This is a genomic window from Dongshaea marina, assembly GCF_003072645.1.
GTDB classification, from domain to species: Bacteria; Pseudomonadota; Gammaproteobacteria; order Enterobacterales; family Aeromonadaceae; genus Dongshaea; species Dongshaea marina.
This window is the reverse complement of record NZ_CP028897.1, coordinates 2849282-2872565: the sequence shown is the minus strand read 5'-3', so window position 1 is coordinate 2872565 and position 23284 is coordinate 2849282. Positions and strand designations below refer to the sequence as shown.

Sequence of the window (23284 nt, the reverse complement as noted above, 5' to 3'; positions counted from 1 at the left end):
CATCTTATAAGTACTCAACTTATATAGTTGTGGTAGCGAATACGCTTAAGCAAGCCCCAATTGTAAGTGGGCAGTGATAAAAATGGTGACCATGACAATCTCTGCGATCAGCGGGGCGATCACTTTTTTATCTAAACCATCCATCGCAATACCGACGAGTCGGCCAATGACAGCGGTTCCCATAGTCGTTGCGACGGCAAGAAAAAACAAGGTGTTGCCTGTTGCGAGCCCTGCGGCGAGCAAGATTGAGCTACCAAGATACAGGCCACCGAGAAAACCGCGAATGCTGTTGAGACCGGTGGCCCCCTGGGCTTCGATGCCAAGAATTCCAAACATCGATTTTGGGGCAAACATGGTTTTTGCGCCCAGCCCGATCAAAAACAAGCAACTTAGCCCTACCAGGCCTTGCAGTATGCTATCTATCATCACTGCTCCTTTAAGGTTTCGAATGTTACGCCGAAATTCATTTCATCCTGCCGGTTTCCTTTCTTCTATTGAAGCTAAATTAGTTCACTTTAAATATCAACAGAGCCTTAGAGCCTTAGAGCTTGGGAGTTAGAGTGTTGATGAAGTCTTCACATTTACCAAGCCAGAAGGCCAGGTCACTATCGTCTTCCAGGCCCTCGGGCAATACATACACAAAGCCCTTCATCGATTTGCCGGTAAAATCCATGACAGCCACATGGGGCATCTTGAGGCAGGCTTCATACTCATCCGGTCCGACCCGGGCCATCAGTTTATCCCCGACAACACCACAACACATATTTCCGACAATCAAAAAGCCGAGGCCGCCAAACATCTTTTTGGTTTCGAGATCCAGGCGGCTCTCAAAATATTCGAGGACTCGTTGTGCTAATCCCTGATCGTATGCCATCGCGCTCTTTGCCCTTTGTGGGGAGGTATTTTTGATTTTGTCACAGCTTTTTCCGATTGACGAGAGCTCATCCGATCAACCTTTTCGGGAAGAAAAAATCCTCAGTGGCAAATACGGTTTGAGCTGGATGCGATTGAGTTCAAATTTTGAACGGGAACCGGCTCTTTGTCGAAACAAATCGGCCCGGATTGTGCTTTACTTCAAGGGAGGGATGAGTTCCATAAAGAGCTCATATCCCTCTGGGTTGTGTTGAAATAGAGATGATTAAAACCATAACTATGAGTGATTAAGCTTCTTAAGGATAACAGAGGCTTGGGTGAGGGAATGGACAAAGAGCTGGATCTTGAGTTTAAACCGACCTATGACTGGTGTGTTCGGGCTTTCTCGCTGGTCAAAAAGCGCCTGGGGATCAATATCTGTCTTCACGATGACGACGACAGCTTTGCCAATGGCGACATTTACCTGTTTAATCACTTCGCTCGCTTTGAAACCATCATTCCTCAATACCTGATCTATCAATCCACCGGCCAGTACTGCCGCTGCGTTGCCGCCGGAGAACTGTTTAATGCCAGCCAGTCCTTTGCCAGCTTTCTGTATGGATTGGGCGCACTTCCCCACAACTACCCAAGACTGCTGCCGTTTCTTGCTGCGGAAATTCTCAGGGGGCGAAAGGTTATTTTCTTCCCCGAGGGTGGCATGGTCAAAGATCGCCAGGTGATGGAGGACTCCGGGGAGTTCAGTGTGTTCTCACCCACGGCTAAGATGAGAAGGAAGCATCATAAGGGCGCTGCGGTTCTGGCGCTGATGGTTGAGCTTTTCAAACAAAGGGTGCAGGCCGTTTTTGAGGCTAAGGATCACCGGCGGCTGGAGCGCTGGGCCCATGCTTTGCAAATTGACTCCATTGACTCTCTTCTTGAGGTCGCCAATAAACCGACAGAGATCATCCCTGCCAATATCACCTTTTATCCGATTCGTGCCTGCGACAATATCCTGAGCCGCAGCGCCGAGTTTTTTAGCAAAGGGAGTAACCCAAGATTGGTTGAGGAGGTGTTGATCGAAGCAAATATTCTCCTTAAAGATTGCGATATGGATATTCGGATCAGTCGTCCGTTGCATGTGCAGAACGTTTGGCACTGGTGGGAGAGAAAGCTGCTTGCAATCGTGTTTCACCAGATCAATGCCCTGGATGATTTCTTCAGATTTTCTGAAGCACCCGGCACCACTACGCAAAAGCTATTTAAGATTTGCAGCCTGCGTGGCACCAGTCGGCTTCGTGATTATTATATGGAAGCCATCTATTCCGGGGTGACCGTTAATCTCTACCACCTGGCCTCCCTGTTGATCCGCCGCCTGGTTGAGCTGGGTAAGCAGAGGCTTCCCAAGCCCCTCTATCATAAGGCTCTGTATCTTGCGATCAAGGCGTGTCAGGCCGATGACAAGGTGCATCTGCATGCTAGCTTGGACAACCCGGAGAACTATTGGCAGCTCGCCCGGGGACAAACCTGCCCCGAGCTGGAAAAATACCTTGTCTCCGAGGGGTGTGCGGAGCATATCCGCCAGCAGGGGCGTTACTACTGCTTTGATGATTCCCTGATCCGGCAATCCAGCTTTAACCGGGTTCGTCTTGAAAACCTCATCCAGGTCTATGCTAACGAGGTTACGCCGATCCACGGGGCGGTATCCTCCGTTGAGGATGCCTGCAACACTCTGCTATCTCTGGAGCGAACTCAGTGGGCCTGGCATCTGTATGATGATGAACGGCGCAGCGCCCAATTTGACTGGCAGAGATTTCAGAAGAAACCTTATCTTGCGATCAATCAAAAGGAGCAGGCCAGGGGCGCGGGAAAACCCTATCTCTATCTTCCGGAAGGTCCCCGTAACAAAATCGGGGTACTGCTGGTGCATGGCCTATTGGCCTCACCGGCTGAGCTCTCGAGTTTTGCCAGGCAGATATCGGATCTTGGCTATGTGGCTTTGGGGGTGCGCCTTAAGGGCCATGGCTCCTCACCCTGGGATCTCAAGGATCGGCGCTGGTTTGAGTGGCTCGAGTCGATTCAGCGGGGTCGAAGAATCTTATCCGCCTTTGCCGATCGTATCTTCCTGGTAGGTTTTGCAACCGGGGGAACCCTCTGTCTGTTAGAGGCGGCCCGTCACTCTAAGGGTATCTGCGGGGTTGCCGCAGTCTCAGTGCCCTGGGAGTTTAAGACCAGCCATTTGATGGCTGCTTATCTTGCCTACGGCTGGGAGCAGCTCACCAGCTGGACACCCGTGGTGAAGAAGAAGGGAATCTTTCGCGATTACCTGTCCGAGAATCCGGCGCTGAATTATCACAGTTTCCCGACCCGGATCGCCTATGAACTCCATCTGTTACACGACGAACTTGCCCGGGAACTGCCTGAAATATCCTGTCCGATCCGTCTTTATCAGGGAACCGATGATCCCGTGGTGGAGGCCCGGGGGGTGAAGGAGCTGTTTAAACTCATCGGCTCAAAGAATAAGCAGCTGCAGATGATTGAGTCGGTCAACCACGGGATCCTGCATCAGAATATCGGCGATTGTCAGCGCAGGATTTTGGATTTTATCGGGGAGCTTGAGAAGCAACAGGTTGATCTGAGCTAGCACAGGGCAAGGGTTTACCTTACAGGGAGGTCAGTGAATGGAGAAAACGCCACAGATAGCGCAACAGATTGGGCAGCAACCCAAGGGTTCGAGTTCAAAGAGAAGTCCGGCACAGCCGGATAATCAGTCGCTCTATCAGAACCTGGAGCAGGTTGCGAGCGAGTTCGCTGAGCGCCCCTGCCTGGAGTTTCTGGGACGAAGCTACAGTTACCAGGCGATCTATGATGAGGTGCAGCAGCTTGCCGCCGGGTTGCAGCAGCAAGGAGTTGCTAAAGGCGATCGGGTGATCCTCTTCTTGCCAAACTGCCCCTACTATGTGATTAGTTATTACGCCCTGCTAAAAATTGGTGCCATAGTCGTCAACTCCAATCCACTGTATGCCCCGGGTGAGCTGGAGCACCAGATCCAGGATTGTGGTGCAAAAATTCTGATCACCCTGGATCTTAAGATCTTGTGCGATAAGGTGATGAAGCAGCTTCCCCACACAGGTTTAGAAAAAGTGCTGATCTGTCGCCTCGCCCGAGCGATGTCAACCGTCAAGGGAGCTCTGTTTTCACTATTCCAGTTTCATAAAACGCTCCATCCCAGGGGAGCGGAGTTTCTCGAGTACGCTGAGCTTATAGCTAATTCCGGCGAAGTGACTCCCGTGAAAGTAAATCGAGACGATATCGCGGTCCTGCAGTACACAGGGGGGACCACGGGAAACCCCAAGGGTGCGATATTGACCCATGGAAACCTTATCGCCAATACGGCTCAGGTCATGGCCTGGTTCGCCGATGCCAGGATAGGCGAGGAGCGGATCCTCGGGGTACTGCCGATGTTCCATGTATTTGCCATGACCAGCATCCTGAACATGGGGATCGCCCTTGGAGCCGAGATCGTTCTGCTACCCCGTTTTCAACTCGAGCAGATGCTTAAATGCATCGATCGCCAGAGGCCCACCCTGATGATGGGGGTCCCTTCCATCTATAGTGCGGTGAATCATTCTCCCCTGGTCAAGCGCTATGATCTCTCCTCGGTTAAATATTGCATCTCGGGGGGCGCTCCGCTGCCTATGGATACCAAGCAGCAGTTTGAGAGCCTGACTGGTTGCCGATTGGTGGAGGGCTATGGACTGACAGAAGCCTCGCCGGTTTGTGCCTGCAACCCGATGGATGGTGTGAATAAGGAGGGATCGATCGGTCTCGCGCTTCCCGAAACCCGGATCGAGGTCAGGGAGATTGAATCGCCTCACCAGCTGCTCAATGTCGGTGAGAAGGGGGAGATCTGTATTGTGGGTCCCCAGGTGACCCAGGGGTACTGGCACAACGAAAGAGCCACCGCAAACGCCATTAAAGAGGGGCGGCTACACACCGGGGATGTTGGTTATATGGATGAACAGGGCTATATCTTCCTGCTCGATCGACTCAAGGATATCATCATCTGTAACGGCTATAGCATCTACCCAAGAGTGATTGAGGAGGCGATTAATCGTCATGGCGCGGTTGCGGAGGTGACGGTGATCGGAGTTGCAGAGGCGGAGCATGGCGAGATCCCCAAAGCCTTTATCAAGTGTGTTGAAGGCATGGAGGTCAGTGAAGCCGAGCTTCTGGAGTTTCTCAAGGAGCACCTGTCGCCGATGGAGATGCCAAGGGCCATAGAGTTTCGTCAGGTGCTTCCTAAAACCATGATCGGCAAGCTCTCCAAAAAAGAGCTGAGGGAAGAACATCAGCATAAGAGCACGGGAGGCTAAAATGCTAGATATTGTCATTGCGGGCTATGCAAGATCACCTTTTCATTATGCCCATAAAGGCGCTCTGGCCAAGACGCGTCCCGATGATCTTGTGGCCCAGGTGATCCGGGGCCTGGTTGATCGCTCCGGAATCGAGGAGCAAGCCATCGAGGCTGTGTTTATGGGCTGTGCCTTTCCCGAGGCTGAGCAAGGGCTCAACATGGCGCGCTTGGCGGTGTTTCTGGCCAAGCTACCCCGCTCGGTCGGGGGGTGACGGTGAACCATTTTTGCGGCTCCTCAATGCAGGCGATCCAGATGGCGGCAGGAGCGATCAGCATGGGAGCCGGCGAGGCCTACATCTGTGCCGGAATCGAGTCGATGACCCGGGTCCCCATGATGGGCTTTAATCCTATGCTCAATCCAACCCTGGCCGCAGAGCTCCCCGAGGCCTATATCTCGATGGGCGATACCGCCGAAATCCTGGTGGACAGATATAAGCTCAGCCGTGGCGAACAGGATAGCTTTGCTCTGGGTAGTCATCAAAAGGCCAGTATGGCTCAGGAGTCTGGCAAGCTCTCTCAGGAGATCATTGCGGTCAGGAACGATAGGGGAGCTCTCATCGAGCAGGATGGCTGTATCCGCGGCAGCAGTACCCTGGAGGCGCTGAGCGAGCTGACACCTGCATTTAAAGAGGGCGGTTGCGTGACTGCCGCAAACGCATCGCCCCTGACCGATGGAGCCTCGGCTGTCATCGTCTGTAGTGCAGCTTTTGCCCGTGAGCAGCAGTTAGATATTCTGGCAAAAATTCGTGCAATCGCGGTGACCGGCTGTGCGCCGGAGGTGATGGGGATCGGCCCGGTTGCGGCGACCCACAAGGCTCTGAAAAGAGCCGGGATCACCCTTGATGATCTCGATGTCATAGAGCTCAACGAAGCCTTTGCCAGCCAGGCGCTGGCCTGCATTCGGGATCTCAAGCTGGATCAGGGCAAACTCAACCTCGATGGTGGAGCCATTGCTATAGGTCATCCGCTGGGGGCCACCGGAGCCAGAATTACCGGCAAGGCCGCCCAGCTGTTAAAGCGGGAGCAGGGACGTTTTGCCCTGGCAACTCAATGTATCGGGGCGGGACAAGGCATAGCAACCATTCTGGAGGCTTATGAATGAGATCCATAGATAAAGTTGCTGTGATTGGTGCAGGTGTCATGGGGGCGGGGATTGCGGCCCAGATTTCCAATGCCGGGGTTCCGGTGCTGCTTTTTGATCGCGTCAGTGATGGGGATGATCCCGATGCGATCGCCCGGGGGGCATTGACCCGATTGGCTAAGAGCAACCCGGCGGCATTGATGCACCCCTCGAATGCAAAACTCATCACCCCACTCAATACCCGGGATGATCTGGGGCAGTTGGCTGAATGCGACTGGATCATTGAGGCGATTCTCGAAGAGGTTTCGGTGAAGCAAAGCCTCTACCGGAAAATTCAGGAGGTTCGTACTCCGGGCAGTCTGGTCTCCTCCAACACCTCGACTCTTTGCCGGGCGCAATTGGTCGATGGCATGCCTGAGGAATTTACCCGCGAATTTATGATCACTCACTTTTTTAATCCTCCCCGTTATATGCGGCTACTGGAGCTGGTGGCCGGTGAGGAGACCTCTGCTGAGCTGGTAAGTTTGGTGAGCCACTTTTGTGATGAGAAGCTTGGAAAGGGGGTATTAAACTGCAGGGATACTCCGGGGTTTCTTGCCAATCGTATCGGGATTTTCTGGTTGCAATGTGCCGTGGTGCAGGCGATGCAGCAGGGGATCTCGATTGAGCTTGCCGATGCGGTGATCTCCCGCCCCTTTGGGATCCCTAAAACCGGAGTGTTTGGACTGCTCGACATGGTGGGGCTGGATCTCATGCCCCATGTTCTGAGCTCACTGGAAAAAAGCCTCGCCGCTACCGATCCGTTTCATGCCATCTACCGGGAGCCTGAGCTTCTCAACAAGATGATTGCCGAGGGCTATATCGGGCGCAAAGGCAAAGGGGGCTTCTACCGGCTCAACACCGAGAGCGGAATTAAGGTCAAAGAGGCGATCGATCTTCAGACTGGAAACTACGCCAGGGCGATGCGACCTAAACCTCCGGTGAAAGGAAAGCCTGCGCGCAACAAGCTTCGTAAGCTGCTCAGTGATAAAGGGGATGCTGGCGCCTATGCCTGGTCGGTGATGGCGAGCACCCTGAGTTATGCCGCGTCGCTGGTCCCGGATGTGAGTGAAGATATTGAAGCTATCGATCTGGCGATGAAGCTTGGCTACAACTGGAAATACGGCCCCTTTGAGCTCATCGATCAGCTGGGGGCCGGGTGGTTATGCCAGGAGCTTCAGGCACGGGTAGAGGCGGTCCCTCCCATATTAAAAGCCGTTGGTGAGGGGCACTTTTACCGAAACAGCGGCGGAGTGCGGGAGATCTTTACCCTGCATCATGGCTACCGGCGACTGGAGCCTCTTCCCGGGGTGTTACTGCTGGAGGATATCAAGGCTGCTGGGGCGCCCGTGCTGAAAAATCCCTCTGCTTCGCTGTGGGATATAGGAGATGGGGTTCTGTGTCTTGAGTTTCACAGCAAGATGAACTCCCTGAATCTCTGGAGTCTCTCCATGATGGAGCGGGCGATTAAGAAGATTGAACACAGTGATTTCAGGGCTCTGGTGATCTATAACGATGGCAGCAATTTTTCGGTGGGAGCCAATATTGGGTTACTGGCGATCGCCGCCAGATTAAGGGCCTACCCCTTTATCGACTATGTGATCCGCAGGGGGCAGAGAGTCTATCAGGCGTTGAAGTTTGCACCTTTCCCTGTGGTGTCGGCCCCCTCGGGGATGGCTTTGGGGGGAGGCTGTGAGCTGCTGCTGCATAGTGATGCGATTGTGGCTCACGCCGAAACCTACACCGGTCTGGTAGAGGTTGGAGTCGGGATCATTCCCGGCTGGGGTGGATGTAAAGAGATGCTCGGGCGCTGGGCTCAGGCCCCGGATGCTGCCAGGGGACCAATGCCTGCCGTCACCAAGGTGTTTGAGCTCATCGGTATGGCGAAGGTTGCTAAATCGGCCGCAGAAGCCAAAGAGATGAAGATCTTACGACCCACAGATTCGATCATCATGAACCGGCAACGGCTATTAGCGGATGCCAAAACCCGGGCGCTGGAGCTTGCCAGGGATTACCAGGCTCCAGAGCCCGTTACTATCTCTTTGCCCGGACAGAGCGGAAAGATCCCCCTGGATCTGATGGTTGCCGGCTTGCATCGCTCAGCAAAGGCGACCTCCCAGGATCAGGTGATCTGTGAGGCTCTGTCTGGCGTTCTCAGTGGCGGGGATGCAGACATGACCGAGCCGGTGACCGAAGAGCGGCTACTTGAGCTGGAGCGCGAGGCATTTCATCGGTTGAGCCGGGATCCCGAATCGATTAAACGGGTCAATCACATGTTAAAAACCGGTAAGCCCCTGAGAAATTAACTAAGAGGTGCTAACTATGATAGTTGTTCTGACCATACTCGTTGCGATTCTGGCTCTGCTGGTTCTGCTGTACCGGGGAAAGGGTTTCTGGAGCTGGATCTCAGCCCTGGTGATCCTGATTGTTGGCGCCGGGATCTGCGGTGCCTCCTCGGGGTTTATCGTCACATCCTTGGTGATCACCGCGCTGTTGGCCGCCCTCTTTGGTCTGGATAATCTGCGGCGAACCCTGGTGACCCTCAGGCTGATGAAGCTTATCAAAAAAGGGCTGCCCAAGATCAGTGAGACCGAGCAGACGGCGCTCAATGCCGGAACCGTGTGGTGGGATGCAGAGCTTTTTAGTGGCCGCCCCAACTGGCAGAAGCTGGCTGAATTTGAGGTATCCTCTCTCACCGATGAGGAGCAGGCATTTCTGGATGGACCGGTAGAGGAGCTTTGTCGGATCACCGATGACTGGCAGATCACCCAGGAACGTGAGTTTCCTCCCGAGGTTTGGCGGCAGCTCAAGGAGCAGAAGTTTTTCGGGATGATCATTCCCAAAGAGTATGGCGGTCTGGGGTTTTCGGCCCAGGCACACTCGGCGGTGGTTCAAAAAATATCCTCCCACTCTCTGGCGGTTGCCGTGGTGGTGATGGTTCCTAATTCACTGGGGCCGGCAGAGCTGCTCCTGCACTACGGGACCGATGCGCAGAAGCAGCATTATCTTCCAAGGCTGGCCTCGGGTGAGGAGATCCCCTGCTTTGCTCTGACTGAGCCTAAGGCGGGCAGTGATGCCGGCTCGATTCAGAGCCAGGGGGTGATCTGTAAGCAGGAGTTTGAAGGTGAGGAGACTCTCGGGATCCTCCTCGACTGGCGCAAGCGTTATATCACCCTTGCTCCGGTTGCCACCGTCATCGGGCTTGCCTTTAAATTAAGGGATCCCGAGAGACTACTGGGGGAGCAGGATGAACTTGGGATCACCTGCGCCCTGATCCCGAGTGCGACTCCGGGGGTCGAGGTGGGCCAGTTGCACGATCCCATGGGGATCCCGTTCCCCAATGGTCCGACCGAAGGGAAGGATGTGTTTATCCCCTTAGATTGGGTGATAGGTGGTGAAGCCGGGATTGGTCAGGGCTGGCGGATGTTGATGGAGTCGCTGGCATCCGGGCGCTCTATTTCTCTACCCTCGCTCTCTCTTGGAGCCTCCAAATTATCCACTCACATATGTGGTGCCTACGCCTCGGTCAGGCATCAGTTTGGTCTTCCCATCGGGCGCTTTGAGGGAGTTGCAGAAAAGCTGGCGCATATCGGTGGCTTGACCTACGGGATGGATGCGGCCCGCAGACTCACCTGTGGGGCCGTTGATAGCGGTGAGCGCCCCTCGGTTCTCTCCTGTGTGGTGAAGGCTTATCTGACCGAAAACATGCGCCAGGTGGTGATCGACGCCATGGATATACTGGGAGGCGCGGCCATCAGCAAGGGGCCCAGGAATCTGCTGAGCCGGGCTTATGATGGGCTACCGATCGGCATCACAGTCGAAGGGGCGAATATTCTGACCCGCTCGATGATTATCTTTGGCCAGGGGTCGATTCGTGCCCATCCCTATGTGCCCCGGGAGCTTGAGGCCGCCGCCAGCAACGATCTTTACGCTTTTGATAAGGCGCTGTGGGGCCACATTAATTTTACCCTGGGCAATGGGGTTCGGGCCGCAGTCGATGGGATCACCCGCGGACGTTTACTCAAGATATCCGGCCATTATGGAGCCGAGCATCATAAACAGACCATCACCCGCTATAGCTCGGCCTTTGTACTGGTTGCCGATGTGTCTATGTTGCTGTTGGGTAGTAGTCTTAAGCGCCGGGAAATCTTGAGTGGCCGGATGGCGGATGCCCTGTCCTGGCTCTATCTTGCCACCTCGGCCGTAAAACGCTTTGAGGATGAGGGGAGCCTGAAGGAGGATGAGCTTTATCTGGATTGGTTCTGTAGTCATGCCTACCGGCAGATTGAAGAGGCGCTCAGAGGTGCGTGCCACCACTATCCCATCGCCTGGGTTGGGCGGCTGCTGCACCTAAGCTTATTCGCTCTGGGTAAGCGAAGTTATGGGCCATCGGACAAGCAAACCCTGAGATTAGCCCGGCGGGTGATGGGCGAGCAAAATGGTCGAAGCAAGCTGTCGGCAGGAATAAGCTCGGTGGCCTCAGGGAGTAAGGCACTTGGTGCCCTGGAGGAGGCTTACGAGGCACTTAAGGCCCTTGCGCCGATTGAGGAGAAAATCCACAAGGCTCGCAAGAGCGGTCCGCTGAAACAGGTGGCAAGAGAGAAGCTCTACCAGGCGGCTCTCGATGAGGGGGTGATCTCAAGCGAGGAGTTTAATCAGCTCGAAGCGGCTCAGTCCCTGATGGATGCGGTGATCGAGGTCGACTCCTTTGGTTGCGCGCAATACAAGAGTTTGAGGTAGCTTACCTAATACTCATAGAATCTGTTGGGCTGCCAGGCCTCTCCAGAGGAGCCGAGCGAGAAGGTTGGGTAGCAGGTTCATTTGATAAATGGACCTGCTTTTCGCTCTTTCTTACAACAGAGCCCAGGACCCCTGTCGTGAAATAGAGTGATGCAGAGGCTGTTCCTCCTCGTGTTTCACTAGAGCATCTTTGATTTAATCCGGGTCATCGACCCCCGCAAACGCAAGGATGCAGCAGCAGAGCGACATGGATGTGACTTGCGTGTCAGCGATCAAAGTCAAAGCTGCTTTTATGAGGGTGAACCTATATATCCGAAAAATGCTCTAGGCTCTGTTGAGGTTTCAGATTTGGTTCTGCAGTTGGAAATTTTTTCATCCAGCAAGGCAGTAGATGTGTGGTGTAGTTGCTCTACATGAGCATCTGATAACGCAGCTGGGAGGGAAAATAGCCACTGCCCTTCGGGTTGCGCCTGAAAAAGCCCTGTTGATTGTTGCTCATCACTCATTTAGAACAACTAAACCTCATGATTCGCGCCGGAACAGAACATTTTCAGGGGCAACAGGTTCAAAATTGGAAGTGTCAACAGATCCTAGATATTACGGCTGTGAATTTCTGTTATAGCGCTGCCACAACCGCACCATCAGGTAGGCCGGTACAGCAGTTATCGTTCCCCAAAGCAGGCTTCCGCACCATAGCGCTACATAGTCCTGACCCAGGCTGGCCATCACATGGTGCATATTCAGGGGGCTTAGTGGCAGTCCGAGAAGCTTCTCGCCAGTGACCAACGCCAGCCCATAGTGGAATGGCCAGGTAAAGGGATTGGAAAGCCACACCAGGGCAATACTCAGAGGGATATAGGCACTGACGATGGCACAGGCGATGGCCGCTACTATCATGTGGCCAGGGAAGGGCTGCCAGGCGATAAAGATCCCGATAGGAACCGCCCGTGCAATACTGACCCGGTTTTTGTGCCAGAGTCCGGGTCGGTCAATGATCTTGCGAACCCAGTCAAAGCGTGACTGCATCAGTTTGGCTCTGAGCTTTTCCGGGCAAAGGTGTTTTTTCATAAGCTTGAAATTCGGCCGTCAATTATACAGGGAGCGCGCCTGGGAGCGTCGCTGCCAGCTGCGGACGACAGAGTAGCGCCATAGTCCGCGAACTGCAATATAACCGGCAAGGCTGCAGCATAGAGCGCACAAAAGGCAACCAAGTAGCAGGGAAGGGCCTACCTGTTGGAGTGATTGCAACAACCACTGAGTGTTGAGCTCAAAAGGAAGATGCAGGGGCGGTTGTTGCAGCAAGGCTGCACCGGTTTTATAGGCAAAGTAGAGCATGGGGGGAATCGTCACCGGATTTGATACCCAGGCGAGTGCAACGGCAACCGGTAGGTTTGCACTAAACAGGATCGCGGCACCTGCGGCCAACAGCATCTGACAGGGCAGGGGAACCCAGGCCATAAACAGGCTGACCGCAAAGGCCCCTGCCACCGAGCGGCGGTTGAGTTGCCACAAGTTATTCCGGTAAAGGCGAGAGCCAAATACCCTGAGGAAGCGGTTTTGTTTGATTTTTGCCGGATCAGGAAGAAACCGGTTGATTCGTCTCTGTAACTTCAAGGAGATGACGACTCCACAGCTTATGATAGGAGGGGGTAACACCTCGGTAATGAGCGGATTTTATCCAAAACAGCAGAGGTAGGCTAGTGTTTTTGCTGCTGTGAGCGGCGTAGTTTGCGCTTATTCCAGTCCCGCAGGATCGAGTAGCGCCACAGCAGGCGCACAAAGAAGTAGCCGATGCTTGAGCTGAGGATTGCGAAGATGAAGCATCCCAGCAGAAATGCGGGCCCCACGGTTCCCATCGCGGAGAGCAGCCATTGCCAGGTCAGATCGCCCTGATCGGCAGGGATCGACAGGCCGGTGAGCTTAGCCCCGAGAACATAGGCAGCATAAAACAGCGGAGGCATGGTAATGGGATTAGAGATCCAGACCAGAGCCACCGAAATAGGCAGGTTGACCCGAAACAAAATGGCGGCTCCGGCGGCAAATAGCATCTGACAGGGGATCGGCATCCAGGCCATAAATAGTCCAACCGCAAAGGCACCGGCGGCGGAGCGACGATTGAGGTGCCATAGATTGGCATCATGCAACAGCGCCCCAAAGATCTTCAGGTGTTTATGTTTCCTGAGCTGCTTCGGATCGGGCATGAAGCGCCGGAACATTTTTTTCGGCATGGCTGTCCTTCCCTGTTACATACTGAACCATATGGATCGCACGCTTATTCTCCTGGCCGTTGGTGCGACACTGGTGGCCCTTATTTCTCCCTGGCTCACCCCCTGGTGGGCTGTGGTAGCTATTCCCTTGCTGCTGGTTGTTGCCTGGAGTCTTCCCTGGCTCAGAGCCCCCTGTTTGTTGCTGTGTGGAGCCCTGTCGGCAAGCGCCATGATCGACTGGCGCCTGGGGGCTCTATCCCTGCCTGAGCCATCACGAAAAGGGACTCAGATGGTTTCAGGTCAAGTAGTTGATATTCAATATAAAAATGATAGCTCAGGACGGCTGACTTTAAGAGCAACTTCTGTGGATGAGCAACATTTTTCATCCCTTCGTCCACTCTACCTGAGACTGAGTTGGTATGATAGTGAGCAGACAATCGAGGCGGGATGGAAGCTGACGGTCGCGACGCGGCTAAGGCCTGTGTATGGGATCGCGAATCCTGCCGGTTTTGATTATCCCCGCTGGCTTTATAGCAGAGGGATCGGTGCCACCGGCACGATTAAAGAGTGGCAGGCTATTGTGCCTCAGCATCCCGGATTTCGCCTGGACTGGCTCAATCGGGTGCGCGAGTTAACCCGGGGTTTTTCATCCCAGGGGATCATCCTGGCCCTTAGCTTTGGCGATCGTCGTTTTATCAATGATTCCGATTGGCAACTCTATCGTGAAGCCGGGATCAGCCATCTGCTGGCGATCTCCGGGTTGCATATTGGGCTGGTGGCCCTGGCGGGATGGTGGCTTGGCAGGGGACTGGGTCGCTATGGCCCCTATCTGGTGGCGGCTGCCCTCGCCATTAGCTACGCCTGGTTGGCTGGTTTTACTCTGCCAACCCAGAGAGCCTTGCTGATGTTATTGATCTTAAGCGGGGTGACCCTGTGCCAGAGGTACTGGCCTCCCTGGCGCTATCTGCTCTGGACCTATCTGTTGCTGGTGCTATTTGATCCTTTACAGCTGCTGAACGCCGGATTCTGGTTATCTTTCGGGGCGGTGTCGGTGATCCTGGTGACTCACTGGCTCTATCCACGCAGTGGTCTTGTCGGGATCCAGCTTGGATTGCTACTTGGGCTTCTTCCCCTGCAGGTGCTGTTTTTTGATGGGGTGAGCTGGGTCGCGCTTTTTATCAACTTGCTGCTGATCCCTCTGTTTACCCTGCTGGTGATCCCCGGGGTTTTGCTGGCAACAGGATGCTCACTGCTATGGCCAGCTCTCTCCTCATGGCTGTTTTATGGGGCTGATAAGCTACTTAGCGGGGTTCATCTTGCTCTCGGAGGGCTGCAGAGTCAGCTCCCGCTATGGCTTCCTTTTTCCTGGGAGTGGGTCATGGTCATAGTGGCAGTGGTTTTTCTGCTGAGTTGCTGGAGACTTAAGATGCACCTCCCTATGGTTGTTGGGGTGGCCTGCCTGCTGCTCTCCTGTTTTAGCCCGGGGCCAGGTTGGCAGGTACGGGTGCTGGATGTCGGCCAGGGACTGGCGGTAATGGTGATTAAAGAGGGGCGGGCTCTTTTGTATGATACCGGAAATGCGTACCCAGGCGGTTTTAGTTACGCCCAGGCCGTGATCCTGCCCACCCTGAGAAAAGCGGGAGTTGACCGCCTGGATTATCTTATTCTAAGTCACAGGGATAGGGATCATGCAGGAGGGGCGGCGTTTCTGGCGGGCAAAGTTAAAATCGGCGAACATATCGGCTCCTGGAGAGCGCAGGGGAAACGGCTCTGCCGGGCTGGCCAGAGGTTTGAGTGGCAGGGGTTATCTGTGGCAATACTACACCCAGGCAAGCCGGGCAGGGGGATAATGAGAACTCCTGCGTATTACAGGTGAGTGACGGAAAGCACCAGCTGCTATTAACCGGTGATATCGGTCAGAGAAGTGAGAGCCAGCTGGTTAGCAACTGGGGTGACAAGCTCGCGAGTTCCATTTTAGTCTCCCCTCACCATGGAAGCCGAACCTCATCAAGTCCTCGTTTTATTGATTCGGTTAATCCAGAGTATGTGGTTCATAGTGCCAGTATCAACAACCCCTGGGGCTTTCCCGACCCCAAGGTCAGGAAACGCTATGGGGGCGTCAACAGTGGAGCACGGCGCAAAGTGGCCAGATCCGCTTTGCTATCTATCCGGATAAAGTTGAACCATCTGCTTACCGTAATCGATTAAGTCCCTGGTATCGCAAATACAACCCTTGGTTGTCTTGGCGATAATCGCTAGAATGGTCGGCCTATTTCCATTACCTGAAGTTATTGGATGAAGAATCAAAAGAGAAGCTCCTGGCCGTTACTCAGACGCTTGCTGGGATATGTTTCCGACATGAAGCTGGCACTGGGTGTGGCTATTATCGGTATGGCCGGTTACGGCGCCGTAGACAGTGCCCTGGTATACATGCTTAAGCCCTTGATTGACAATGGCTTTGGCGATAAGGATCTCTCTGTCCTACGCTGGATGGCGCTGGCGATCCTCGGTATCGTGGTGATCCGCGGCCTGTGCTCCTTTGTCTCAAACTACTTTATGTCCTGGGTGGGCAATAATGTGGTGATGCGGATGCAGCGCAACGTGTTCAATCACCTGGTCTCGATGCCGGTTTCCTACTTTGACCGCCAACAGACCGGCCGTTTGCTGGCCAAGATCACCTATGACTCAACTCAGATCTCCTCCACCGCCAGTAGCACCCTGGTGACTCTGGTTCGGGAGGGCTGTACCATCATAGGTCTGCTGGCGGTGATGATCTATCAATCCTGGCAACTGACGCTCATCTTATTTGTGGTCGGCCCAATTGTCGGGGTGTTGATCGGGATCATCAGTCGTCGCTTCAGAGTGGTTAGCCGGCGGATCCAGGATGCGGTCGGTAGCATCACCACGGTTTCCGAGCAGATGATCAAGGGCCACAAAGAGGTACTGATGTTTGGTGGCCAGAAGGTTGAAGGGGACCGTTTTGGTGAGGTGAGCAATCATGTGCGCCAGCAAAACATGAAGCTGGTGGCGGTCAATGCCATCGGAACGCCGATCGTACAGTTGATCGCCTCCTGTGCCCTGTCGGTATTGCTGTTTTTGGCCTCATTCCCTGGCATTAAAGAGGGACTGACCGCAGGTGCTTTTGCCGCCGTGATGACCGCGATGATGGCGATGCTTAAGCCGATCCGCAGCATCACATCGATCAACAGCGAGTTTCAAAAGGGGATGGCAGCCTGCCAGAGCCTGTTTGATCTGCTCGACAGTAAACTGGAGCCCGATCCGGGCAAGATCGAGGTCGAGAAAGCCAAGGGGAAGGTGGAGTTTCGTAACGTCAGCTTTTCTTACCCTGAAGGTGACAGACCCGCTCTTAAGAATATCTCCTTTACCATGGAACCGGGCCAGACGGTGGCGCTGGTGGGACGTTCCGGCTCAGGAAAAACCACCATTGCCAGCCTGCTCACCCGTTTTTATAACATTGAGGAGGGGGAGATCCTACTCGATGGGGTGAACCTGCAAGACTACAAGCTTAAACCCCTGCGGCGCCAGATGGCCCTGGTGTCTCAACATGTGTGTCTGTTCAACGATTCGATCGCCGGGAATATCGCCTATGCGGGTGAGGGAGAGTTTAACCGTGAGCAGATTGAGCAAGCGGCCGAATCTGCCTATGTAAACGAGTTTGTCAGCAAGATGGAACAGGGCCTGGATACCGAGATAGGTGAAAATGGTGCCTCTCTGTCCGGAGGTCAGCGTCAGCGGATCGCCATTGCCCGGGCTCTGCTGCGCGAATCTCCGGTGTTGATCCTTGATGAGGCCACTTCGGCCCTGGATACCGAGTCGGAACGTTTTATCCAGGGAGCATTGGATAACTTGCAACAGGGACGTAGCTCACTGGTGATTGCCCATCGTTTATCCACCATAGAAAATGCCGATCTGATCCTGGTGATGGATGAGGGGCAGATTGTTGAGCAGGGCAATCACACCGAGCTGATGGCGAAAAGTGGTGCCTATGCTCAGCTGCGAACCCTGCAGTTTGGTCAGCAATCCTGATGGATATCACCTCAGCCTGGTTTGCGCACAAGCGCTGGCTCTATCTGCTAGCCCCTCTGGCGGGGCTTTTTGCCCTCATCAGTGGTGTACGCCGATGGCTGTACCGCAGTGGGTTGCGCCGGGCTAATAAGCCGCCGGTACCTTTGATCGTAGTGGGAAACCTCACGGTTGGAGGGAACGGCAAAACACCTGTGGTGATCCACCTGGTTGAAACCCTCAGAACTCAGGGATTTAATCCCGGGGTGATCAGCCGGGGTTATGGCGGCAAGGCCGCCGAGTACCCCTGGTGGTTGATGATGCCTGCTCTACGGCTCTTGCCGGTGACGAGCCTGTATTGATCCGTCGCCGTTGTCAGTGTCCGGTGGTGGTTTCGCCCAAACGCCCGGAGGCGGCTTGGCAGCTCTATCGAGAGTTTGGGGTGGATGTGATCATCTCAGACGATGGTCTGCAGCACTACGCCCTGGACCGGGATATAGAGCTGGTTGTCATCGATGGGGGACGCCGTTTCGGCAACGGCCATCTGCTGCCGATGGGGCCGCTGCGTGAGGGGGTCTGGCGTTTAAACAGCGCAGATTTCATTATCTGCAACGGTGGCACAGCGCAACCGGGTGAGTATGAGATGGAGCTGATGGCCGATCCGCTTAAGAACCTAAAAGACCCAAGCCTTCAGCTCATGGATAAGCGGGTGAATGCGGTAGCGGCCATCGGTAATCCCCAACGTTTTTTTGAGAGCCTGGAAGGTCTTGGCTATGAACTTTCCGGCCGGTATGCGTTTGCCGATCACCATGCCTACCAGAGCGAGGAGCTCGAGAGCCTGTCCCGGGAGCTGCCATTGCTGATGACCGAAAAAGATGCGGTCAAGTGTCACGGATTTGCCCGCGATAACTGGTGGTATTTGCCGGTGAGTGCCCGTTTTGATAAGCCTCTGACCGAGGCGATCGTTACTAAAATCAAGGAGAAAACCGATGGCTTTGGATCATCGTCTGTTTGAGATTATTGCTTGCCCGGTATGTAAGGGGAAGCTTCACTATGACAAGGCCAAAGAGGAGTTGATCTGCCGAGGAGATCGCCTGGCTTATCCGATCGAAGATAATATCCCGGTTCTTCTTGAGAGCCGGGCGCGGGAGCTGACACTGGAAGAGATCTCATCATGAGTTTTGTGGTTGTGATCCCGGCTCGATACGCATCGAGCCGCCTCCCGGGAAAGCCCCTGGCGGATATTGATGGTAAGCCGATGATCCAATGGGTGGTTGAGCGTGCCAAAAGCTCTGGTGCTGAGCGTGTCATTGTCGCAACCGATGATGAGCGAATCGAAAAGGTGGTAAAGGGATTTGGCGGTGAGGCATGTATGACCGCTATCACCCATAAGTCCGGAACCGAGCGCCTGGCCGAGGTCTGTGAGCAGTATCAATTTAGCGACGAGCAGATCATAGTGAACGTGCAGGGAGATGAGCCCCTGTTGCCCCCTGAGCTGATCAAGTTGGTCGCTGACTCTTTAGAGACCCGGCCCGATCGTTCAATGGCGACCCTGGCTTGTCCTATTCACGATGCCGAGGAGCTGTTTAATCCTAATGCGGTAAAGGTGGTCACAGATGCCGATCAACGAGCTCTTTATTTTAGTCGGGCAACCATCCCCTGGGATCGGGAAAAATTTGGCCAGACTCCACCCGAGTTTGCCAATGTCTGTCTGCGGCATATCGGCCTGTATGCCTATCGCGCAGGGTTTATCGCCCGCTATGTCAGCTGGCCGGTGAGCCCTCTGGAGCAGATTGAAGCCTTGGAGCAGCTCAGAGTGCTGTGGCACGGTGAGTCGATCCAGGTTGAGGTTGTGGTCGAGCCACCCCCGGCGGGAATCGATACCCCTGAAGATCTGGCCCGTGCCAAGGCGCTGTTGAGCCGTTAGTGGCTTAAGTACCCCCTGAGGCTCACGCTGCCAGGCTGAGCCTAAACCAACTCACACTGAGATCTATCCTCGCTATGCATTCAAAACGTTCACGCCTGGATCGCTTCATTAGCGCACACTGCGCAATCAAGCGCAAAGATATTCGCCTGCTGCTGGCTCAGGGGAGGGTGCAGGTGGATGGTGTGCGAGCGACGGATGTCGACCTGCAAGTGGATCAGTTTTCCCATATTACTCTGGATCAGAGGGTGTTACAGGAACGCTCAGCAAGCTACGTGATGCTGCATAAACCGGTGGGCGTGGTCAGTGCAACCCGGGATGTTGAGCATCAAACGGTATTGGATCTCATGGCGCGGCCCGACAGGGCCGAGTTACACCTTGCCGGGCGTTTGGATCTGAACTCTTCGGGTCTCATGCTGCTGACCAATGATGGCCAGTGGTCCAGGCGGCTGACTGCTCCCGAGAGCAAACTTCCCAAGCGTTACCGGGTCACCCTGGGTAAGCCATTGACCCGGGATTATGTCGATGCTTTTGCCAGGGGTTTTTACTTCCCCTATGAGGGGATCACCACCCTGCCAGCCAGGCTTGAGATCCTCTCTGATCACTGCGCCGAGGTGATCCTCTGTGAAGGCAAGTACCATCAGATCAAACGGATGTTTGGCCGGTTTCGTAACCCGGTCCTCAAGTTACATCGAACCGCCATTGGCCAATTAGAGCTTGACCCTGAGCTGAAGCCCGGTGAGAGCCGGGATCTAACCTGTCATGAACTTGCACTTTTGGCTGAAGAGTCTGCGAGTATTTGAGCCCTGGGTGTCGACCACACCTAAATAGCTGATCCTATTATTGCTACATCTGTTGATGTGTGCTGTCAGACACGCTATGAATCCATCCATGGAAGCTCCACCACATCGGCTATCATCCCTGATAGCCTTTCCCAGTTCGGCATCCATACCTCTCGTTCAATGGCTTAAAACCATTTCACCCCTGACGCAGAGGGTCTGCTCATTCACAATTCAACAGTTGCCTCAAGTGATCTACTATTTGGAACAGTTATTTAGCCTTGATTAAGCTGAAGCAGCCCAACCCAAGACAAATGATAACCACTGAATTCATGATTACTCGGCTGCTTTAAGGGGGGACAAGGGTAAAGCTTTAGGCATCAGCTTGGAGTAACAATTTGTTTTGCGCAATAAAAATATCTTAAGTTATTTATGACCATCAGCTCCTGCTTAAGAGCGCGGTTTGCTTACTAATCTATTTTGATGTAGATCAATTTATATCAATTCAGGGTGATGGGCTCTGGCTATTTAAAACAAGGTCAATTAAAAATAGGTCTTTTGGCTTAGTTTTCATTTGAATACCAGCTAATTCCTTTTAAAACAATGAGATACAACTTCATCCTCACTTTTTACTGTTGAAATTTAATGGTTTCTCCATCTATGAAACTTTTATAGATTGACACTTCGTTGGTTAAATCTATGATTAGCGCAACCACAACACAGCATCAACTCAATGTGTTGCGTTAATAGTGAATCAATTTTCAAATCCTTGATTAACTTATGTGGTGAGAGCGTGGCTTGGATAGAATATAGAGGTTAAACCAAGCGCCATTTAAAATTGGATTTTATATTTATTTAATATGATATTAGGGTGCCATTTTAAGTTTAATTTATAAGTTTATCTGAGCAGATCATTTTATATAGAATGAAGTAGGATATGACAATGGCGAATAACTTTATTGTTCCGGCAAAAACTTTTCATGGCATCGGAACTCTGTCCGAGCTGTCGAATCTGGCAGGAGCGAAAGCGGTCATAGTGACAGGTAAGGGCTCTATGATTCGTGAAGGTTTTGTTGCATCGGCTCAGGCATATTTAGAGCAGGCAGGTATTGCGAGTGCTGTTTTTGATGGTGTCGAGGCTGATCCATCCATTGAAACCACCATGAAAATCGCCACCATGCTCAATCAGGAGAAGCCCGATTGGATCATCGGTCTGGGGGGTTGCTCTTGCATCGATGCGGCCAAAGCTGCCTGGGTGTTTTATGAGCATCCTGAAACAAAGTTTGAGGAGATAATTCCTCCGTTTACCATCAAGCCCCTGAGAAAGAAGGCGCGCTTTGTAGCCATTCCAAGTACTTCAGGTACGGGAACTGAAGTGACCTGTGTCAGTGTGATTACTGACCGGACCAAAGGAACCAAGTATCCGCTGGTCAGCTATGAGTTAACACCGGATGTAGCCATTGTCGATGGTAAAATATGTCAGTCTATGCCTAAACATGTGACAGCAAACACCGGAATGGATGCTCTGACCCATGCCCTTGAGGCTTATGTGACGCCACTGGCGGATGATTACACCGATGCCCTGGCTGAGCGTGCGGTTAAGCGGATATTTGCCAACCTTCCCGCGGCTTACTTTGATGGTAAATCACTTGATGCACGCCAGAAGATGCACAATGCCTCTTGTCAGGCTGGCATGAGCTTTACCAACGCGCTACTGGGAATTGTGCACTCGATGGCTCACCAGGTTGGTGGTATGTTTGGTGTACCACATGGTCGTGCCAATGCGATCTTACTGCCCAACGTGATCCGCTTTAACAGCAAGGTTTGTAAGTCAAAGTATGATGAGCTGGCACGTGCAGTCGGTATGGACAGTTGCGAACAGTTAATCGAGTCTATCGAAGCCTTGCGTAAGTGTGTCGGGATTGAAGATAGCTTTGAAGCTTATGGATTGAGCAAAGAGGTGTGGGATGTGAATGTTAAGGCCATGGCAAAGAACGCTTTGGCGGATGCCTGTACCGGTTGTAACCCTCGGCAACCCAGTGTTGAAGAGCTGGAAACTCTGCTGAATCTTTGTTTTCATGGGATCAAGTTCCATATGGGGAACTAATCATTGTCGGGAGACCCTCGGGTCTCCCTTAGTTTATCTGGCATTAGCAATCGGGATTAATCCTTTGTCTTTAATCTGATCTTCGACATTATCCAGCCACTGATACCGATTGCGATACTGGGCTCTCTTTTTAGATTTAATCGATTCGAGCGGCCTTCTTTCAGGATGAACTGGGAGTCGGTAAAAGGATGAACTGATCTTTTCGCCGCCAAACTCATGCCACAGGGCATCATAATCAAAACTGACCTTTCCTCTCAGGGAGCCGAAATAACGAAGCGCCTGGTAGATATGCCCCTTATTGCTGATCGCCAGGATCTGTTCAAAGCCCAGGGTGGTAGCCAGCATCTGAGCAACCTCGATCATCAGCGCCTTGGGGCGTAGCCCGTAGAGGGATTTGGTCAATTGCCGGGTGAGCTCCTGTCGATCACGGATACTTTCAGAGGGACCCTGCAGGGCACCGATAAACAGGGTGCTCTTATCCAGGTGAGAGAAGCTACAAGCCAGGGAGTAGATCCGCTGGTTTTGAGCATCGGTCAGGCGAATTGTCAGATCGCCCTCGCGTGATAAGCCTCCGTCATAGCAGAGCTGGATCCTGTACATTCCGCCGTCACCCGCGTTAAACTGCATCAGTTCAAACCCACCTTCGCAGAAGATTTCATAGAGTCGCTCTGCAAAGATGTTCTGCATCAGGGTGTAGTGCTGACGAATATGTCCGGCGCGCTCACTCCTCTTCCATTTAACACTCAGGTAAGGTTTTAGAGGTTTTTCCAATAACCTTGGCTGACTCTCCAGAAGGGGGTAGAGTTGCTTGTCAGAAAAAAGTTTCACCATCTTGTGGAGGATATTCAGATGCAATACTCCCCACAGGCAAAAACGCCCACCGTAGCGTATTTTTTTAACCCCCTGGATCCCTGGATAGATAAATGAAGATAATTGGGGCAGGCTAAAAATAAGCTTTGAGCGACTCCCTAGAGTTGCAAATTCTGTATATTTCATCATGAGATTCCAAGGTCTTGATGCTGATGAATCCTGACTCTATCCCGAGCTGGGTTCACCACAAAATGGGCGGCCCCTTCAAAGCAGGCTTTTGACATCCGGCTTTTTCGCAACTTATACCC

At 53.3% G+C, this 23284-nt stretch carries 20 protein-coding genes and 1 pseudogene; 14 read left to right on the top strand and 7 right to left on the bottom strand.

The genetic code is table 11. The features are described 5' to 3' along the window. Positions 1-45 precede the first annotated feature (45 nt). The gene (locus DB847_RS13515; RefSeq protein WP_108651171.1) at positions 46-426 is read right to left on the bottom strand and encodes a DUF4345 family protein; all 381 of its coding nucleotides are present in this window, start codon (positions 424-426) and stop codon (positions 46-48) included. Positions 427-541: 115 nt separating this feature from the next. Then, positions 542-874 carry a TfoX/Sxy family protein gene (locus DB847_RS13510; protein ID WP_108651170.1) on the bottom strand — a complete coding sequence of 111 codons (333 nt, stop codon included), beginning with the start codon at positions 872-874 and terminating at the stop codon, positions 542-544. Between the two features lie 324 nt (positions 875-1198). Between DB847_RS13510 and DB847_RS13505 the strand changes: the two genes are divergently transcribed. From DB847_RS13505 to DB847_RS13485, 6 genes are read left to right on the top strand one after another with little or no spacing between them, the layout of a single operon-like run. Next, complete coding sequence (locus tag DB847_RS13505) at positions 1199-3493, top strand: serine aminopeptidase domain-containing protein (protein WP_108651169.1); 2295 nt, start codon at positions 1199-1201, stop codon at positions 3491-3493. A 37-nt stretch (positions 3494-3530) separates the two neighbouring features. Beyond that, the gene (locus DB847_RS13500; protein ID WP_108651168.1) at positions 3531-5225 is read left to right on the top strand and encodes a long-chain-fatty-acid--CoA ligase; all 1695 of its coding nucleotides are present in this window, start codon (positions 3531-3533) and stop codon (positions 5223-5225) included. A 1-nt stretch (position 5226) separates the two neighbouring features. After that, positions 5227-5478, top strand: a complete 252-nt coding sequence (locus DB847_RS26090) for a thiolase family protein (RefSeq protein ID WP_199911571.1) — start codon at positions 5227-5229, stop codon at positions 5476-5478. Between the two features lie 2 nt (positions 5479-5480). Next, a complete protein-coding gene (locus tag DB847_RS13495) occupies positions 5481-6368 on the top strand; it encodes a thiolase family protein (protein ID WP_199911570.1) in 888 nt (295 codons plus the stop codon). Beyond that, complete coding sequence (locus tag DB847_RS13490) at positions 6365-8692, top strand: 3-hydroxyacyl-CoA dehydrogenase/enoyl-CoA hydratase family protein (protein WP_108651167.1); 2328 nt, start codon at positions 6365-6367, stop codon at positions 8690-8692. The genes DB847_RS13495 and DB847_RS13490 overlap by 4 nt, the downstream gene beginning before the upstream one ends. A gap of 16 nt (positions 8693-8708) precedes the next feature. After that, complete coding sequence (locus tag DB847_RS13485; protein ID WP_108651166.1) at positions 8709-11126, top strand: acyl-CoA dehydrogenase; 2418 nt, start codon at positions 8709-8711, stop codon at positions 11124-11126. Between the two features lie 290 nt (positions 11127-11416). Here DB847_RS13485 and DB847_RS24420 read toward each other — a convergent pair whose 3' ends face one another. The 4 genes from DB847_RS24420 to DB847_RS13470 all read right to left on the bottom strand — a co-directional run bounded on the left by DB847_RS24420 (position 11417) and on the right by DB847_RS13470 (position 13354). Further along, a complete protein-coding gene (locus DB847_RS24420; RefSeq protein WP_159084616.1) occupies positions 11417-11632 on the bottom strand; it encodes a hypothetical protein in 216 nt (71 codons plus the stop codon). Between the two features lie 91 nt (positions 11633-11723). Then, entirely contained in the window at positions 11724-12194 is a 471-nt protein-coding gene (locus DB847_RS13480) for a DUF2062 domain-containing protein (RefSeq protein WP_108651165.1), read from the bottom strand. A gap of 18 nt (positions 12195-12212) precedes the next feature. Beyond that, a complete protein-coding gene (locus tag DB847_RS13475; RefSeq protein WP_108651164.1) occupies positions 12213-12740 on the bottom strand; it encodes a DUF2062 domain-containing protein in 528 nt (175 codons plus the stop codon). Positions 12741-12823: 83 nt separating this feature from the next. Continuing rightward, positions 12824-13354: a DUF2062 domain-containing protein gene (locus tag DB847_RS13470; RefSeq protein WP_108652980.1), complete on the bottom strand. Its 531-nt coding sequence runs from the start codon at positions 13352-13354 to the stop codon at positions 12824-12826. Positions 13355-13385: 31 nt separating this feature from the next. On the opposite strand from DB847_RS13470, the gene DB847_RS13465 reads away from it, so the two are divergent. The 8 genes and pseudogenes from DB847_RS13465 (at position 13386) to DB847_RS13430 (ending at position 22166) form a co-directional block, all read left to right on the top strand. Next, positions 13386-15209, top strand: coding sequence for a DNA internalization-related competence protein ComEC/Rec2 (locus DB847_RS13465; protein WP_159084615.1), 1824 nt, complete (start codon positions 13386-13388; stop codon positions 15207-15209). Next, on the top strand, positions 15206-15541 hold the full coding sequence (locus DB847_RS13460; protein WP_108651162.1) for a ComEC/Rec2 family competence protein: 336 nt from the start codon (positions 15206-15208) through the stop codon (positions 15539-15541). Before DB847_RS13465 ends, DB847_RS13460 begins: the two co-directional genes overlap by 4 nt. An 87-nt stretch (positions 15542-15628) precedes the next feature. After that, positions 15629-17380, top strand: a complete 1752-nt coding sequence (gene msbA, locus DB847_RS13455; protein WP_108651161.1) for a lipid A ABC transporter ATP-binding protein/permease MsbA — start codon at positions 15629-15631, stop codon at positions 17378-17380. After that, positions 17380-18371 (top strand): annotated as a pseudogene (lpxK, locus tag DB847_RS13450) (tetraacyldisaccharide 4'-kinase). Before msbA ends, lpxK begins: the two are co-directional and overlap by 1 nt. Then, positions 18346-18534, top strand: a complete 189-nt coding sequence (locus DB847_RS13445; RefSeq protein WP_199911569.1) for a Trm112 family protein — start codon at positions 18346-18348, stop codon at positions 18532-18534. The pseudogene lpxK and the gene DB847_RS13445 overlap by 26 nt, the downstream one beginning before the upstream one ends. Continuing rightward, complete coding sequence (gene kdsB / locus DB847_RS13440; protein ID WP_108651160.1) at positions 18531-19283, top strand: 3-deoxy-manno-octulosonate cytidylyltransferase; 753 nt, start codon at positions 18531-18533, stop codon at positions 19281-19283. Before DB847_RS13445 ends, kdsB begins: the two co-directional genes overlap by 4 nt. Positions 19284-19357: 74 nt before the next feature. Continuing rightward, the gene (locus DB847_RS13435; RefSeq protein WP_108651159.1) at positions 19358-20083 is read left to right on the top strand and encodes a pseudouridine synthase; all 726 of its coding nucleotides are present in this window, start codon (positions 19358-19360) and stop codon (positions 20081-20083) included. Positions 20084-21002: 919 nt separating this feature from the next. Then, positions 21003-22166, top strand: a complete 1164-nt coding sequence (locus DB847_RS13430; RefSeq protein WP_108651158.1) for an iron-containing alcohol dehydrogenase — start codon at positions 21003-21005, stop codon at positions 22164-22166. 33 nt (positions 22167-22199) lie between these two features. On the opposite strand, the gene DB847_RS13425 is transcribed toward DB847_RS13430, so the two are convergent. Further along, positions 22200-23162, bottom strand: a complete 963-nt coding sequence (locus tag DB847_RS13425; protein WP_159084614.1) for a VirK/YbjX family protein — start codon at positions 23160-23162, stop codon at positions 22200-22202. Between the last annotated feature and the right edge of the window lie 122 nt (positions 23163-23284).

Bases quoted from the DNA above. Each gene is read 5' to 3' on its own strand.
- msbA (WP_108651161.1), top strand. From the start codon at position 15,629: ATGAAGAATCAAAAGAGAAGCTCCTGGCCGTTACTCAGACGCTTGCTG.
- DB847_RS13430 (WP_108651158.1), top strand. From the start codon at position 21,003: ATGGCGAATAACTTTATTGTTCCGGCAAAAACTTTTCATGGCATCGGA.
- DB847_RS13445 (WP_199911569.1), top strand. From the start codon at position 18,346: ATGGCTTTGGATCATCGTCTGTTTGAGATTATTGCTTGCCCGGTATGT.
- DB847_RS13435 (WP_108651159.1), top strand. From the start codon at position 19,358: ATGCATTCAAAACGTTCACGCCTGGATCGCTTCATTAGCGCACACTGC.
- DB847_RS13490 (WP_108651167.1), top strand. From the start codon at position 6,365: ATGAGATCCATAGATAAAGTTGCTGTGATTGGTGCAGGTGTCATGGGG.
- DB847_RS24420 (WP_159084616.1), bottom strand. From the start codon at position 11,632: ATGAGTGATGAGCAACAATCAACAGGGCTTTTTCAGGCGCAACCCGAA.
- DB847_RS13480 (WP_108651165.1), bottom strand. From the start codon at position 12,194: ATGAAAAAACACCTTTGCCCGGAAAAGCTCAGAGCCAAACTGATGCAG.
- DB847_RS13510 (WP_108651170.1), bottom strand. From the start codon at position 874: ATGGCATACGATCAGGGATTAGCACAACGAGTCCTCGAATATTTTGAG.
- DB847_RS13515 (WP_108651171.1), bottom strand. From the start codon at position 426: ATGATAGATAGCATACTGCAAGGCCTGGTAGGGCTAAGTTGCTTGTTT.
- DB847_RS13470 (WP_108652980.1), bottom strand. From the start codon at position 13,354: ATGCCGAAAAAAATGTTCCGGCGCTTCATGCCCGATCCGAAGCAGCTC.
- DB847_RS13425 (WP_159084614.1), bottom strand. From the start codon at position 23,162: ATGAAATATACAGAATTTGCAACTCTAGGGAGTCGCTCAAAGCTTATT.
- DB847_RS13465 (WP_159084615.1), top strand. From the start codon at position 13,386: ATGGATCGCACGCTTATTCTCCTGGCCGTTGGTGCGACACTGGTGGCC.
- DB847_RS13505 (WP_108651169.1), top strand. From the start codon at position 1,199: ATGGACAAAGAGCTGGATCTTGAGTTTAAACCGACCTATGACTGGTGT.
- kdsB (WP_108651160.1), top strand. From the start codon at position 18,531: ATGAGTTTTGTGGTTGTGATCCCGGCTCGATACGCATCGAGCCGCCTC.
- DB847_RS13485 (WP_108651166.1), top strand. From the start codon at position 8,709: ATGATAGTTGTTCTGACCATACTCGTTGCGATTCTGGCTCTGCTGGTT.
- DB847_RS13500 (WP_108651168.1), top strand. From the start codon at position 3,531: ATGGAGAAAACGCCACAGATAGCGCAACAGATTGGGCAGCAACCCAAG.
- DB847_RS26090 (WP_199911571.1), top strand. From the start codon at position 5,227: ATGCTAGATATTGTCATTGCGGGCTATGCAAGATCACCTTTTCATTAT.